The sequence below is a fragment of the Variovorax paradoxus B4 genome (genome assembly GCF_000463015.1).
Classification (GTDB): Bacteria; Pseudomonadota; Gammaproteobacteria; order Burkholderiales; family Burkholderiaceae_C; genus Variovorax; species Variovorax paradoxus_E.
On sequence record NC_022247.1, the window covers coordinates 4,976,507 to 4,990,871 of the forward strand.

General features: G+C 58.9%; 11 protein-coding genes. 6 read left to right on the forward strand and 5 right to left on the reverse strand.

What is annotated here, in order from left to right; all coding sequences use genetic code 11:
* Positions 1–63: 63 nt before the first annotated feature.
* Positions 64–636, reverse strand: coding sequence for a helix-turn-helix domain-containing protein (locus VAPA_RS23230; RefSeq protein ID WP_041946214.1), 573 nt, complete (start codon positions 634–636; stop codon positions 64–66).
* Positions 637–889: 253 nt separating this feature from the next.
* Here VAPA_RS23230 and VAPA_RS23235 point away from each other — a divergent pair, with 253 nt between their 5' ends.
* Positions 890–1,162, forward strand: a complete 273-nt coding sequence (locus tag VAPA_RS23235; RefSeq protein ID WP_021012448.1) for a helix-turn-helix domain-containing protein — start codon at positions 890–892, stop codon at positions 1,160–1,162.
* A gap of 158 nt (positions 1,163–1,320) precedes the next feature.
* Here the strand turns inward: VAPA_RS23235 and VAPA_RS23240 are convergent, their stop codons facing one another.
* The gene (locus tag VAPA_RS23240) at positions 1,321–2,463 is read right to left on the reverse strand and encodes a protein NO VEIN domain-containing protein (RefSeq protein WP_021012449.1); all 1,143 of its coding nucleotides are present in this window, start codon (positions 2,461–2,463) and stop codon (positions 1,321–1,323) included.
* 139 nt (positions 2,464–2,602) lie between these two features.
* Here VAPA_RS23240 and VAPA_RS23245 point away from each other — a divergent pair, with 139 nt between their 5' ends.
* Complete coding sequence (locus VAPA_RS23245) at positions 2,603–7,780, forward strand: RecQ family ATP-dependent DNA helicase (RefSeq protein WP_041946215.1); 5,178 nt, start codon at positions 2,603–2,605, stop codon at positions 7,778–7,780.
* A 422-nt stretch (positions 7,781–8,202) separates the two neighbouring features.
* The gene (locus tag VAPA_RS34065) at positions 8,203–10,044 is read left to right on the forward strand and encodes an AAA family ATPase (RefSeq protein ID WP_021012451.1); all 1,842 of its coding nucleotides are present in this window, start codon (positions 8,203–8,205) and stop codon (positions 10,042–10,044) included.
* Between the two features lie 13 nt (positions 10,045–10,057).
* Here VAPA_RS34065 and VAPA_RS23250 read toward each other — a convergent pair whose 3' ends face one another.
* Positions 10,058–10,249, reverse strand: a complete 192-nt coding sequence (locus VAPA_RS23250; protein WP_329604090.1) for a hypothetical protein — start codon at positions 10,247–10,249, stop codon at positions 10,058–10,060.
* A gap of 251 nt (positions 10,250–10,500) precedes the next feature.
* Between VAPA_RS23250 and VAPA_RS35445 the strand changes: the two genes are divergently transcribed.
* Positions 10,501–10,623, forward strand: a complete 123-nt coding sequence (locus VAPA_RS35445; protein ID WP_268977781.1) for a hypothetical protein — start codon at positions 10,501–10,503, stop codon at positions 10,621–10,623.
* Positions 10,624–10,832: 209 nt separating this feature from the next.
* Positions 10,833–10,958 carry a helix-turn-helix transcriptional regulator gene (locus VAPA_RS35450; protein WP_268977782.1) on the forward strand — a complete coding sequence of 42 codons (126 nt, stop codon included), beginning with the start codon at positions 10,833–10,835 and terminating at the stop codon, positions 10,956–10,958.
* Between the two features lie 14 nt (positions 10,959–10,972).
* On the opposite strand, the gene VAPA_RS34070 is transcribed toward VAPA_RS35450, so the two are convergent.
* Both VAPA_RS34070 and VAPA_RS23260 read right to left on the reverse strand, forming a co-directional pair.
* Positions 10,973–12,595 carry a GIY-YIG nuclease family protein gene (locus VAPA_RS34070; RefSeq protein ID WP_080666829.1) on the reverse strand — a complete coding sequence of 541 codons (1,623 nt, stop codon included), beginning with the start codon at positions 12,593–12,595 and terminating at the stop codon, positions 10,973–10,975.
* 153 nt (positions 12,596–12,748) lie between these two features.
* Positions 12,749–13,609, reverse strand: coding sequence for a tyrosine-type recombinase/integrase (locus tag VAPA_RS23260; RefSeq protein ID WP_021012456.1), 861 nt, complete (start codon positions 13,607–13,609; stop codon positions 12,749–12,751).
* A gap of 558 nt (positions 13,610–14,167) precedes the next feature.
* On the opposite strand from VAPA_RS23260, the gene VAPA_RS34570 reads away from it, so the two are divergent.
* The gene (locus VAPA_RS34570) at positions 14,168–14,338 is read left to right on the forward strand and encodes a hypothetical protein (RefSeq protein ID WP_196232523.1); all 171 of its coding nucleotides are present in this window, start codon (positions 14,168–14,170) and stop codon (positions 14,336–14,338) included.
* The last annotated feature ends 27 nt before the right edge of the window (positions 14,339–14,365 follow it).

Here is a 14,365-nt window from a genome sequence, read left to right on the forward strand (position 1 = left end):
TCGGGGGAACTGTCGAATGGGCATCCGCGTCCCCCGCTGCGCGCCAGGGCCGCCAAGAACAGCCTACTCTCGCAGCGTGAACACCACTGACAGGTAAGAGACCGGCTGGGTCTGAATGGCCTCGATCCCATGGAGTGCGGTCGCATCGAACAGCAGCGAATCACCTGCCCTCACCTCCGCGGTCCTGCCGCCATAGCGATAGCTGACCTCCCCGGACAGGAAGTACAGGAACTTGAGGCCCGGATGCTGGAAGGTCACATAGGGATCGGCACCGGGCAGCAATGTGACCAGGTACGGCTCCACAAACAGGTTACCCGACAGCAGATGGCCCAGCAGCTCGTAGCGGTAGTCCGCCACGGCGCCGATGCGATCGACCAAGACACCATGTCCTGCGCGCACATGGCAAAAGTCAGTGCGCCGCGCCTGGTCCCCGAAGAACCGCGACGTCGGCACGCCCAAACCATTCGAGAGACGCTCCAGGGTCTCCACCGAAGGCGAGACCAGACCGCGCTCGATGCGCGACAGCATCGAGGAAGAAATCCCCGAGGTCTTCGCCAGTTTCCCGCCGGACACCTCGGCCGCCATGCGCAGCGCCCTCACCTGCGCGCCGATGCGGGCGGCGGACAGGCTGCGCACGACAGGTGCGGGTTGCCGCGGTCGGGCTCGCGTGACCGAGACCGGCAACCGCAGGGGTCGGGCCATTGGCAGAGGCGAAGCGACTTGTCGACGCGTCATTTGAACTCGTTGGCAGCGGTAAAGCTGGGAAGCTTGGCAACTGAGGCAACCGGCACGAGAAGCGATTCATTCAAGGCTTAAAGCGCGGCGGTGCAACTCATTATGTACCATACAAGCGGGTGCATAAAGAAGTCCATGCAGCGAGATTCGTTGCATGCGATCAACGCAGGATCCCGCACTACTGAAAGCCTTTGCGGCCGAGCTGAAGGCTCGGCGGGCAGTGCGCGGGTTCAATCAGGAAGAGCTCGGTTTTGCGTCGGGCCTGAATCGCACATTCATTGCCAAATTGGAGACGGCCACTACCAGCCCTTCATTGACCAGTCTCATCTTCTTGTGCAATGGACTTCAAGTAGATCCGGCAGAGCTCATGACCTCCTTGATGAAGCGCTACAAGAAAGAGCTGCGGACTAAGTCGGCGGCCGAGTAGGAGATCTCGCCGATCATCCAGGGCAATCGCTCCTCTGATTGAAGCCATCTCTGTAGATGCCGCTGACGGCTCCGAAGTCAGAGCGCGTCGGCGTTCTGCCCCAAGACACGCTCAGCAGGCAAGCCGCAAAAGGGACAAGGCTTTTCAGTCATTGAAGATCACCCAACCAAACGCCGGAACGACGCTCGATAGTCAATGGGTTCCAGATGAACCTGGTCCGCCAGGCTGCCCTTGAGGATGTAGAGCTTCGGCTCCTCGCGGAACTGAAACACACGATAGAGATGAAACGCCTCTTCGGCTTCTGCGGCGAAGTCCAACTCATTGCGGCTGATGATGAAGGAGGAGGCGTGGCCACCGTTGGTGGTCTTGACCTCGATGAAGCGATGCTCGCCGGGCCGCTCATGCGAAAGGATGTCGTAGCCGATCCCGTCACCGAGACGGTCCGAAACCCAGTCCAACTGCTGGAACAGTTCCGGATGCCCCGCGTCTGCGAGCCGCCGCTGTTCGAACCCGATGACCCACTGTTCGCCGGCACGGCCAAGATTTCGATTCGCTTCGTCGCGCTGAGCCCAGTTCGTTTTGCGCGGGAACCTCACTTTGGGCCCTCGCCCGGCCACCTCCACCACGGTCTCAAGGTTCGGAGGTCCCACCAAGGAGGCGTGAAAAACCTGCTGGCCCGGCGTCTTGATCTCCTCCATCGCATCGACAACCTGGGACACCAGACCCGGTTGATCCACGACGAATTGCTGGACCGCCTGCCGCAACAGGAGTTGCGCGTTGCTACGAGGCTTGTAGCCGCGGACAAAGGGCAGGTCGAGGTCGTGCAAGACGGCGCTGATGTTCTGGTACTTCAGCTCAACCGAACCTTTGCTACGCCCGCGCAAATGCTGGCGAAGCTCCGCATTGAACTCCGTCTTGGTGTAGCGCTGCTGCGCCGCTTCCAGACGGAGCATCTCGAAATAAGAAGTGACCGTGGCCTGCACCTCGTCCGAGGTCCAGTCCTCGCCGATGCGCACGACCTCGAAGCCGAGGCGCTGCAGCTTGGGAACGACCGTGGCCTCACCGCCGGAAAAGTCCGCAGGTTTAAGCGGGCCCTCGTCGGGAAATTGATGGCCGAAAGCGGCTCCCACGATGGCTTTGGAATCGCACAACTGTCCGGTCTTCCCATCGCGAACCAGAAAATCGCGCGACTTTCCAAACCCGTATCGCGCCAGAAACGCCGTCCGACCGACGCGGGAAAACTCGTCCAGTGCGGCTTGAATGGCAGCGGGACTTTGGAGGCGCGAAAGTTCAACAGCCATCAGCGTTTGGGAAGAGCCGCCTCAGCGGGATAAATACCGACCGACCAAGATGGCCACGTGGCAGACATTCCTGCCAACGTGGAAGCAACACTTATGTTACAACGTCTTACTCTCACCTGCTGCTGATCGCTGGCCTTCATTGGAAACGCCCGTCCTCGACTCTTTGCATGCACGTGCTCGGCGCATCGCTGCCGAGGGTCGAATAGTTTCCGTCGACGTGGAGGCCCATCCCGAGAAGGGCGACCAGATCTTTGCTGTCGGCGCAGTCCGATCTGACGGCACGGATACCTACCGAAGCACCTGTTCTCCTGCCAAGGCAGCCGCGGTGGCGGTATCCCTCAACAGCTTTGCCCGAGATGGCGAGGTTCTTCTCGGCCACAACATCAGGCGCCACGACATCCCTCTGATGCGCGAGCAGCTCCCGCAGCTGGAATGTCTGCGCTGGCCCGTCCTCGACACGCTGGAGCTGTCCGCCCTCGCCTTCCCTAGCAACCCCTATCACCGGCTGGTGAAGGGCTACAAGCTGCTCTCCGACGAACGCAACAACCCGACCAAGGACGCCCGGATCGCGCTCAACGTGTTCGAAGAGGCCGTCGAAGCGCTGCTGGAGACGAACGAGCAAGAGCCTTGGTGGCTGGCATTGCTGCACTTTCTGCTTCGCAGCGACGAGAGCATGGCGACGCTGTTGGCACAAGTGCGTGAGGAGACCGCTCCCGCTGGCGAGGCGGTCGGGCCGATCGTTGCCAGCCGTTTTGCGGGTCGCTGCTGCGCCACCCGTTTGCAGGCGCTGGTCGCCGACATCGCGACTTCCTTCGACGGCCACGATCCTTGGTCGATCGCGTTCGCCCTGGGCTGGATCCGCGTCTCGGGAGGAAACTCGATCCTTCCCCACTGGGTCTTCCACGAACTGCCCGCCGTCAGGCAATTGATTGCCGAGCTGCGGGAAATCGACTGCGGCCAGACCAACTGCCCATATTGCCGCCAGAACCACAACCCCGAGGCGCTGCTGTCCTCGTTGTTCGGCAAGCCGGGCTTCCGGCCGCACCCGACAACCGCCGATGGCTCATCGCTGCAGCGTGCGATCGTCAATGCCGGACTGGCACGCGAGAGCCTGTTGGCCGTGCTGCCCACCGGCGGCGGCAAATCCATCTGCTACCAGCTCCCCGCCCTCGTCCACTACCGCCGCTCAGGGCGGCTGACCGTCGTCATCTCTCCGCTGCAGTCGCTCATGCGAGACCAGGTGGACAACCTGATGAAAGCCGACATCCAATGCGCGGCAACCGTCAACGGGATGCTCACCCCACTGGAACGGCGAGATGTGCTGGACCGCATCCGCCGGGGCGACATCGGCATCGTGCTCGTCTCACCCGAGCAATTCAGAAGCAAGACTTTCGTCGAAGCCATCCGCATGCGGGAGATCGCGGCCTGGGTGTTCGACGAAGCCCACTGTCTCTCCAAGTGGGGGCACGACTTCCGCACGGACTATCTGTACGTCTCGCGCTTCATCCGGGAGCAGTTTCCCGGTCAGGCACCGATCGCCTGTTTCACCGCCACCGCCAAGCCGGACGTCATCGACGACCTGTGCGACCACTTCCAGGAAGGCCTTCAGATCAAGCTGGAGACATTCCTCGGTGGCCACGAGCGCACCAACCTGTCCTATGCCGTGGTGCCGACCTCGGGCGGCGAGAAGCCGCAGCGCATCGTGGAACTGCTGCGCGACGGCCTGCGACGAGACCATGCCGCCGTGGTCTTCTGTGCCACGCGCAAGAGCGCCGAGACCATCGCACAGATCGTCGCGCAACAGGGCATCGCATGCGGCTGCTACCACGGCGGGCTCGCCGCTGATTTGCGCAAGGAGACCCAGCGACGTTTCCTCGACGGCGAACTGCAGGTGATCGCCGCCACCAACGCGTTCGGCATGGGCGTGGACAAGCCCAACGTTCGGCTGGTGATCCATGCCGACATTCCCGGCTCCCTGGAGAACTACCTCCAAGAAGCTGGAAGAGCCGGGCGCGATGGGGACGAAGCCAAATGCGTCCTGCTGTTCGACCCCAAGGACGTGGAAACCCAATTCCGCCTGTCCTCCACCTCCCAGCTGTCGCAGCGAGATTTCATTGGACTGCTGCGTGCCTTGCGCTTCCAGGCCAAGAAGCTGGGAAAAGACGAGATCGTCATCTCCGCGAAAGAGCTGCTCGCGCAGAGCGTCGGGACCGGCATCGAAGTCGATGCCCCCGACGCCTCCACCAAGGTCACCACGGCGCTGTCGTGGCTTGAGCGCCATGGCTTCTTGAAGCGCAACGAGAACGCCACCAAGGTCTTCCCTGCCAGTCTTCGGGTGGCCTCGCTGCAGGAAGCCAAGGAGCGCATCGACAAGGCGGATTTTTCCGCCAGCGTTCAGCAGAAGTTTCTCGCTGTCGCCACTGCCCTGTTCCGCTCCGACACGCCCGAGGGACTCAGCACCGACGAGCTCATGCTCGACGCGGGCATCCGACCGGAGGAGTGCTTTCGCATCGTTCACCAGCTGGCCAAGCTGGGCATCCTGGTCAATGACCTCGGACTGACGGTGCGCCTGATGCGTGGCGTGAGGGGCGCGTCCGCCTCCCGCCTCGAATATCTGAGTGCCATGGAGAAGGCGCTCATCGAGCTCATGGCCGAAAACGCCCCGGACGCGGATCAGGACGAAGCGCAACAACACCTGAATCTCCGAGCGGTCTGCACGGAGCTGCGCGAACGTCTGAAGCTCGACGACGAAAAGGGGCAACTCGACCCCACTCAGGTCCGGGCCTGCTTGCGATCCATGGCCAACGGTTTCGGCTCTGGCAACGACAAGCGCAGCATGATCCAGCTGCAGTCGCTGGGCGACGACACCCTGCGCGTCACCTTGCGTCGGCCTTGGTCCCAGATCCGCAGGATCTGCGAACTGCGCCGTGCCGTCGCCCAAGTCACGCTCACGCGGCTGCTTGCAGAGGTGCCGGAAGGCGTCAAAGGCGCATGCCTGGTGGAGTGCAAGGCCCAGGCACTGATCGATGCGCTCGGTGACGATCTGGTTCTGAAGACCCAGCTGCGCGAGCCCGAAGTGGGGCTGGAGAATGCGCTGCTCTACCTTCACCAGACGCGTGTGCTCGAACTGGACAAAGGCAGGTCCGTCTTCCGCTCTGCGATGACCATCCAGATGGACGAGGACACCGCCAGGCGGTTCAACCAAGCATCGTTTGCGCCTCTGGAAGAGTTCTACAAGGAACGGACGCTGCAGACGCACGTCATGCACGAGTACGCCAAGCTCGGCGCAGAAGATCCGGCGAAAGCGCTTGATCTGGTCAAGGCCTACTTCACCCTGCCCCATAAGCAGTTCGTCAAGGAATTCTTCCGCGGACGCACGGACCTGCTGGAGCGCAAGACCACGGACGAATCCTACCAGCGCATTGTTGATGACCTGCAGCACCCCGTGCAGCAAGCCCTGGTCACGCAGCCCCGGACAGGCAATCACCTGGTCTTGGCGGGTCCAGGGTCCGGCAAGACGCGGGTGATCGTCCACCGCATCGCCTACTTGCTGCGCGTATTGCGCGTGCATCCGGGGCGCATCATCGCGCTGGCCTACAACCGGGGGGCGGCCATCCAGCTGCGCCGCCGACTGATGGCGCTCGCCGGAGACGATGCACGCGGCGTGCTGGTCATGACCTACCACGCGATGGCGCTGCGCTTGACCGGAACCAGTCTGGCCGGGGCGGAGCGCACCTCCAGCAGTGTCGACTTCAAGAAGATGCTCCAGGACGCCATCGATCTGCTCGAAGGCAAGAGCTCGGCCCTGATCGACGCGGACGAAGTCCGCGATCGCCTGCTGCAGGGCTACGAATACATCTTCGTCGACGAGTACCAGGACATCGACGCGCAGCAGTACGCGCTGGTCAGCGCCCTTGCCGGCCGCCGGCGATCAGACGCCGACACCAAGCTGAGCATCATGGCCGTGGGAGACGATGACCAGAACATCTACTCCTTCAAGGGTGCGAACATCGAGTTCATACGGCGCTTCCGGGCCGACTATGAAGGGGAACTCACCTACCTGGTCGAGAACTTCCGCTCCACCCAGAACATCATCTCGGCCGCGAACCATGTGATCCAGCGCGGTGCCAATCGCATGAAGGTCGATCACCCCATCCGGATCGACGCTCGGCGCAAGGACGATCCACCGGGCGGGCGCTGGGCCGCGATCGACCAGGAAAGCCGCGGCGCGGTACGGTTGATCACCAGTCCGGCAGACCCGAACCTTCAGGTCCAACTGGTCCACGCGGAGATCGAGCGCCTCCGGCGCCTCGATCCGACGGTCAAGCTCTCGGAGATCGCGGTGCTCTGCCGCACACACGCTCCGCTGGAAAAGATGAGGGTCATTTGCGATGTCGAAGGCCTGCCCTGCGAGATCACCGGCCCGGAAGCGGCCAAAGGGCAGATCGCGCTGATGCGGACGCGCGAAGGCTGGGCCTTGGCCCAGGCACTGAGGCGGCGACAGCTGCGCATGTTGCGACTCAGCGCGCTGCGCAGGTCCCTGGACTATCTGCAACGCGCCCAGCCCAGAAACGCCGCGCTGCTGGATCTCCTCGACATCGTCGATGACGTCGCCGCCACACTGCAGGCAGACATCGTTCCAGCAGCCGAAGCGCTCGACCTGTTCTACGAAGCCGCCGGCGAAATGCGACGGGATGGCCGCGCAAGCGCCATCAAGCTCATGACTGCACATGGCGCCAAGGGCCTGGAGTTCGACCACGTCATCGTGATGGACTGCGCCGACTGGCGTTGGGACGAAGAAGATGAACGACGACTTCTCTATGTGGCGATGACCCGTGCCCGTCAATCGTTGACCCTGATGCGCGCAGAGGGTGGACGCAACCCCTATCTCGTAGACCTTGGAACCGTCAACGGCGTCCACGACCAGTTGCCCGGAGCCCGCCCACAACATCGAGCGGACCTGGAACGCCGCTACATCATGCTCGGCCCGGCCAGCATGGACATTGGATTTGCTGGACGGGCGTCGTCGGCTCAGCCAGTTCATCGAGCGATCGCGGCCTTGCGGACCGGAGATGTCGTCGAGATAGAAGGCCGATTCGTTCACTCGACCTCTGGGCAGATCGTTGGCCGGCTGGCCGCAAGCGTGGATGCGGCACCTCTCCAGCAAGGGGTCTCCTCCGTCATTGCAGTCATGGTGCGAACCCGGTCTCAGACGCCCGAGGCGTACTGGCCGGCGCTGCAAGTCGATCACTGGGAAACGCCGCTCGCGGAAGTCCGGATTACGGAGCCATCCGCGACGCCAGTTGCTGACGATTGACGACGTCCGGTAGCCGATAGCGAAGGCGACCTGAATTTAGACCGTCAGTTTAGACATTGAACCGGAGAATCCATGGCAATGAAAACCAGCTCGCTGAGGTGGCCGCATCACATGAATACCTCAACCGCCCGGCGCTCGGCTCGGCAGCGTCGAGAGGCCACTGCTCGGGGCAACAGCACCACGGCGATTCGCCCCCATCCATGCACCGCGCCCTTCGGGCAAGCGCCCGCAGGACCGCCGGACCCGCGAGCGCAATTCGACCTCTTCTACCCAGTGGCTTCAATTTAAGACATTTACACGCCCTCGCGTTTGTATGGATAGGCGGTTGCGGTAGAAATTTCAAGACACACTTACACTTGGACACGACGTGCGAAAAAGCAGAATCCTCTGCCGCGATTTAGGCGTCGACGAGTGGAGCGTGTATGGACGAGGTACGACTGGCTGCTTTGACAAAAATCTGCTCACTATTAGCCAGTAGCACACAGGAGGCCTTAGCCAAATTGTCTGCGACGCTTCATTTAGTTGCTGAGGCGAAAAAATCTGCAAAGCTATCGAAGCCAAAAACAAGTGATTGGAATAAGATCAAAGAAATTGCAATTGGCAATTTCAAAACAATTAGACAAACAACCGTTCCTCTTGGCGACGTCACCATTTTGGTTGGCCCAAATGGCTCAGGAAAATCTTCTGTTCTGCAGGCTATTCACTGGGCCGCAAGAGCGGCTAGTTACATTACGCCCAAAAATACAAAAGAAGTTATCTCTTTTGACCGTTTGGACTACCTGCCTTCGAGCAAACCGCTCTCAACGGCCTACTTTGCCGAACTCGGGTCGGGCAACAACCAAACCCACACCTCAGTAGCATTCGTACACGATACTGCGCCCGGCGTTCAGCCCTTAGTTGCTACTGTAAAAATATGGGCGGCAAGAAATAAAGGCGCCATATCCGCGCATATTGACGGGGGGGTGGCAGTAACGCCGTTCAAACAACGGCAGCGGCCAATCACCGCTTATATACCTGGGCTGGCCGGTTTAGCGGAGCGGGAAACTATCCTTGCTCAGCCATTAATGAGGCGCCACGCTGCGAGTGGTGATGCTGGCGGAGTCCTTAGGAACGTTCTTTATAATCTGGCACTCAGGCAAGGGGCGGAATCCGAAGATGCGGCAGTTGCCCGCCTGGCCCGGCTCAATGAATTATTGAGTTTGATTCATCCGTATTTTCGAATAATCGTTTCTTTCGACGAACGTGAAGATATACACATCAACGCAAGCTACGTCGAGGAAGGAATCGGCGTACCTCCTCAACCACTCGAGAGCCTAGCCACGGGCATATTGCAAGTCCTGCAAATTTTTGCGTATCTCATCTTATTTCGTCCCCGCTTGCTGCTTGTGGATGAGCCTGATGCGCACCTCCATCCTGACAAACAAGAGCGCCTTATCGAAGCGCTAGAAGCAGCCTCGCAAGAGTTCGGCACGCAGATTATCCTAACCACTCACAGCCAACACATTGTTCGAGCAGCCTCAGCCGCCACACAATTGGTGTGGATGCGCTGGGGCGAGGTCGTTTCGGAAGACGAAAAGTCAATTCGAGCTCTTATGGGATGGGGCGCTCTTGATAAGTCCGTTATTTTATTTATTGAAGATGAAGACGATCAAGCGGTGCGTTCAATATTGCGACAGTGGCCCCACTTAACCAGGCAAATATCCGTCTGCAAATGCTTCGGCGTGGACAATCTCCCAAGACAACCACTGCTAGAAGGACTAATGAATGAAGGAGAAATTCGACTCAATATTGTATTGCATCGAGATTGTGATTTCATGAGCGAGGAGGAGAGTGACCTTTGGGCGAAGAACTACCCAAATAAAAACACATTTACATGGGTAACCAAGCATGTAGATGTCGAAGCGTATTATTGCCAACCCGAATATATCTCCGCACTTTACGGTGTCGACTTGGCTACAGCCTCGGCTTGGATTCAAGAGGCGGCAGTCAATGTTTCCGGCTCTAAGCAACTGTTTAAGAACAAACGAGAGTTAATTAGGCGATTGCTTTACCCGGACGGTGGAAGCCCCAACAGCGAAACACTTTGGACGGGCCTAGGTGGACAAACACCCTCCACTGTGCTCGGGAAGAATTTACACAAAGCGCTCAAGACCATCGTCAAGAAGAGTGGTTTCGACGAGCATTCCTTAAGTAACTTTCGCATTCCAAAGGGATTTGAAATGGCACCGGACTTGCGACTGGTGCTAGAACGTGCCTTGGACTAGTCCGGTCTCGTGATTAGTTCAAGGGCCGCGTGCATCCGGCGAGAGCAGAGCGCAATTTGATTTCGTAATCTTCCCGTAGTTCGATCTCGGCCAATGCCGAGGCGCTGAATCTGTCGAGGTCCACTCCGGGCGACAGCGCCTCGGTCGACATGGCGGGCCGCGCAGGCACCTCCACGCTGCATTCCGCCGGGATCGGCACCTTCACCGTTTGAATCGGGGCAACACCGCACGCGGCGAGTGGGCCAGCAAGGGCCAAGACAGCTGCCAGGAGCACACAACGCTTTATGGCTGCGCCCTCCCCTCAACCATCCATCGACGCGAACCTGCGCACTCGCACAGGCGTTGCCAGGCACGGCAGGCGGTGTGCTCAGGATGGTGTTCGCGGCCTGCTGTCGTCCGGTGCCCCTTCGGAGACCCGGCGGGAGAAGCGTTCATGCGCATCTACAACGACAGCCCATGGCACCCGTCGATTGGATTCGTCTCGACACGCCTGAGCGCGAAGCCGCGACGTGGAAGGACTGGCGCGAGCAGTTCCGCAACCGCTTTCTCGAGTTGCAGATGCAGCGCCCCCTCGCATGATTGGCGGCCACCAACACCGACTCCACCCTTCGTCCTTCTCCGAACTTGCCCACGAGTAAGGAAGCCTCATGAGCCTACCGGAATTCATCCCTACGAAGCCTTTCCCCGCAGTGTGCGCGCCGTGCATTCCAACCTCAATCAAGAATCAGAAAACTCAAGTGAACGAAAAACTTCTCGTCCCAGCAGCAGAGGCTGCAAGGATGCTCTCCATGGACCGCTCCACCTTCTGGAACAAGGTGAAGCTCAAGCAGCTCCCACAGCCGGTGAAAATTGCGGGCATCACTCGGTGGCGCGTCTCGGACTTGCGAGGATTTGTGGACGTGGTTTCTAGTTAAGTAGCGCCTGGTCTTCAGGGCTCCACACCGCCCTCAAGGCTTGAAATCACCTTGTCAATCACTTTAAAAATTGTGCGATACGGCGCCTTAAAAAATTCTCGATTTGGATTGAATCTATACGATTCCAGTTCTTCGTGAATCAGTTTTTCGGCTTGCACGCAGTCACCAGTCGCCCATTCTTCTACGACAAGAAAATGGTCAGGGGAGCTTGTGCTTCTCGACAATTCCCCCGAACGCTCATCCGACGTTCGGCGTGTTAGTCCGACTTTGAAGACATCTTTAGGATGCGCCGCGGAGCGCATAACGTATATAAATCCTGGATTGGCACCAGGAATTTCGCCCCCCTCGCGAGAAGCGAACACAGTTGAATTCCGAGGTGAATCCTCCACCCAAGAATGAATCTGACTAACCCAAGTTCGGCCATGGATCGGGCGGCCTACTTTGTCTCGCCCCTCTACATCGATAGGCAACTTTTTCCAGTAGCCGCTCGTTTCAACTTTGTACTCGGGGGCGGTGAAAGCCGTTCGATCAGGCGAACGATTTGACGGTCCTCGTATGAGCCGCACATCCCGATAGGTGATCCAAAACTTGGGATCAACGCGCTCAAGAATCTTCTTGTTTTTTAAATGCGATCTGTATTCTCTAAAGGAGGTCGGATGGCGTTCAATCTCAAGGCTATCATTATGGGCCTCGAAGAAGATTGGCAACAGCAAGCAGGTTTTGCACAGCTCAATCAATGTCGCGTACTCTTGCATGGCACTTGCGGAACGCTCGTAGCGCCCCTTTATTTCTTCTGAAAAGAATTTCCCTTTTCCATCGACAAATGCCGAAAAGTCGTCCGTCCTTCCCGAATACGTGGACCCGCAGTCATTAAAGACATATTGAGCATCGACAGTCTTTGTCTCAAGATCGAACCGGAGCAAAATAACAGTCTTCCATAGCTCAGGATCTTCAGCCAAGGGCTCGGCGCACAATACCAAATCCTCAGCAGGCCTAATATGGGTCCGATGGGAGAGTGCTTCATAAAACTCCCAATCTTTGCGAATTATCTGCGTTCGCTCTTCGAGATTGCATTTCTGACCCGCTACAAGCAGTACGCTCACCTCCTTTTCCACCCTAATAAGTGAAATTGAAGAAAATCCAAACTCCTCACTTCCTTCAGTGCGAAAAAGCAGACCGGAGGGCTTATCGACAGAGTTATATGAGTGAATTTTTCCTTCCGGCAAGATGTTTTCTATTTCCGAAGGAAATTGGTCTGCGGCGCCACTAGTAACCCAGTCAATGAAATGCTGAAATGAAAAAAGATGATCGCACTCCTCTCTCAATTCAAATGTCGCCGTCCGCGGAAGAAATTTATTAAAAGCTTCGGCCACATTGAAGGAACTCGGCAAATCGCGCAAAGAGCCCTTAAACACTCGGCCGTTATACTCCAAGTTGTATTCTCTCAATTGTCGGTCCGCAGAAAAACCAGCGCCGCTCTCTTTTTGAACGGTGACTAGCGCAGTCGCCTTTTCGAACATCTCCTTGATCAGCTTCTTGCGCTTCGGGTCGTCCTTATGTTTTTCCACATAGGCATCAAGCATCTTTCTGCGATCCGACCCTTCCGGAGGCACGGTCCAAAATCCGATTTCTGCCATGCGATCTTGGTGAGATGCCAAGTTTTTCTCCGTCCAATTTAATCGAGTGATACTACTTTAGAGCACGCCCCATAGTGCTTAGATTCCTTCATCGAAAGATGACTAGGAACTAGCATCTGGAGATTGAGAGGCCTCCAGCCAATCAGACCACCACTACATCAACTCGCGCCGCCGCGTGAGGTATTCCGCCCGGTTGTACGCCGCACGCACCGCATCGGTTTCCTTGTGAGCGAGCTGCCGCTCGATTACATCGTGCGGAAAACCAGACCGCTCATTGAGCACCGTTGATGCCAAAGCTCGAAAGCCGTGCACCGTCATACGACCACGATAGCCAAGACGGTATAAGGCAAATAGAAGCGTGTTCTCCGACAGCGGATGTCCGGGGTGGATCGAAGAATCGAGCACAAGCGAGCCGTTCCCAGTCATCTTCCGCGGCATCGCAAGAATCGGCTGCGCCTGCCGCGACAAAGGCACCACATGGGGAATGCGCATCTTTATGCGTGCCTCGGGTACCACCCACACTGCACCCCTTTCCTTCAGTTCTCCCCACAACATGCGGCGCAGCTCGCCCACGCGAACGAACGTATGCGCCAATAGCTGCAGGCCGAGTCGCGTTACGGAGTCCTCGTAGCCCTCGATGGCCCGCATCAACTCGCCGGCCTCTTCCGCCGGAATGCTCGCCATTGGCTTCTTCGTCTTACGCGCAATGAGCACGCGCGTAAGTCCCGCTGCACCGTGTTGCGGAAGTAGGCCCGTGTCCTGTGCAAAGTCGAATACTGCCGAAATTCGGCTCGCGACGCGATGCCCAGTTTCGATCTTTCCACCGGCCTGTGCAGCCCGCACCGCCGCAACCAACTCCGACCGCGGAATGGCGTCGATGGGCCGCGAGCCCAGCAGCGGGAACGCGTATCGCTCAAGCGTGTTCTGCACCTGAACTTGATGCTTGCTGTTTGAGAGGGTCGGCAGCTTCGCCTTGAGCCAGTCGCGCGCCACGGTTTCGAAGGTCGGCGCCACCGCGGAGGCCCGAGGTCCCTCGCGAGCCGCTGCGTGCTCTTTCCGCGCATCGGCCAGGCTCAGCCTTGGATAGAGGCCATAGGTCTTTGTATTCTGCTTTCCGCCGGCGGTGTAGTTGGCTCTGGAAGGGCAAAACAGAAACAGCCAGCCGCTTGCGCGGGCGAATCGAAGCAGTCCTCGCTTGGGCGACCGTGTCGCGGCGTCGGGCAGGGGACAATCCGGCGCGCTGGAAAGGATTTCTTGACCAACTGTTGGCAGCGCCGGCGGATGTCAAAGAGGTGCAGCACCACCCAGCGCTTCCCTACGGCGAGATGCCATCGTTTTGCTTTGACCTGCAAACGCTCGACGGAGATGCGGCGCAACTGTTCCTGTTTTTGATTTTCACCGCCGCCCGCATCGGGGAAGCACGAGCAGCGATGTGGACAGCCGCTGCTCACCGCAGACGAGAAAAAGCTGCTCACGAATGCGGAGCTGATCACGGACCTCCTGTGGCTGCACAAGCACGACCTGCGCGAGTTGCTGTCAGCGTCGACGATATCCAGGCACTCCCGCGCCATCATGTCGAAGGTCGGGGTGGACATCCTCAGCGACCGTCGACCGGAGCGGCTGCCGGAACTCGACCTGTCGGAGATCCTGACGGTCGAAAACATCGTGCCGGTGCCGGACTGGTTGATCGAGCGGGCGGCTATTGGTCGCCAGGACGGTACGTGTGATGGCCTGACTGCCTAAGCGCCGATGCCCGAGGACAATGTGCTT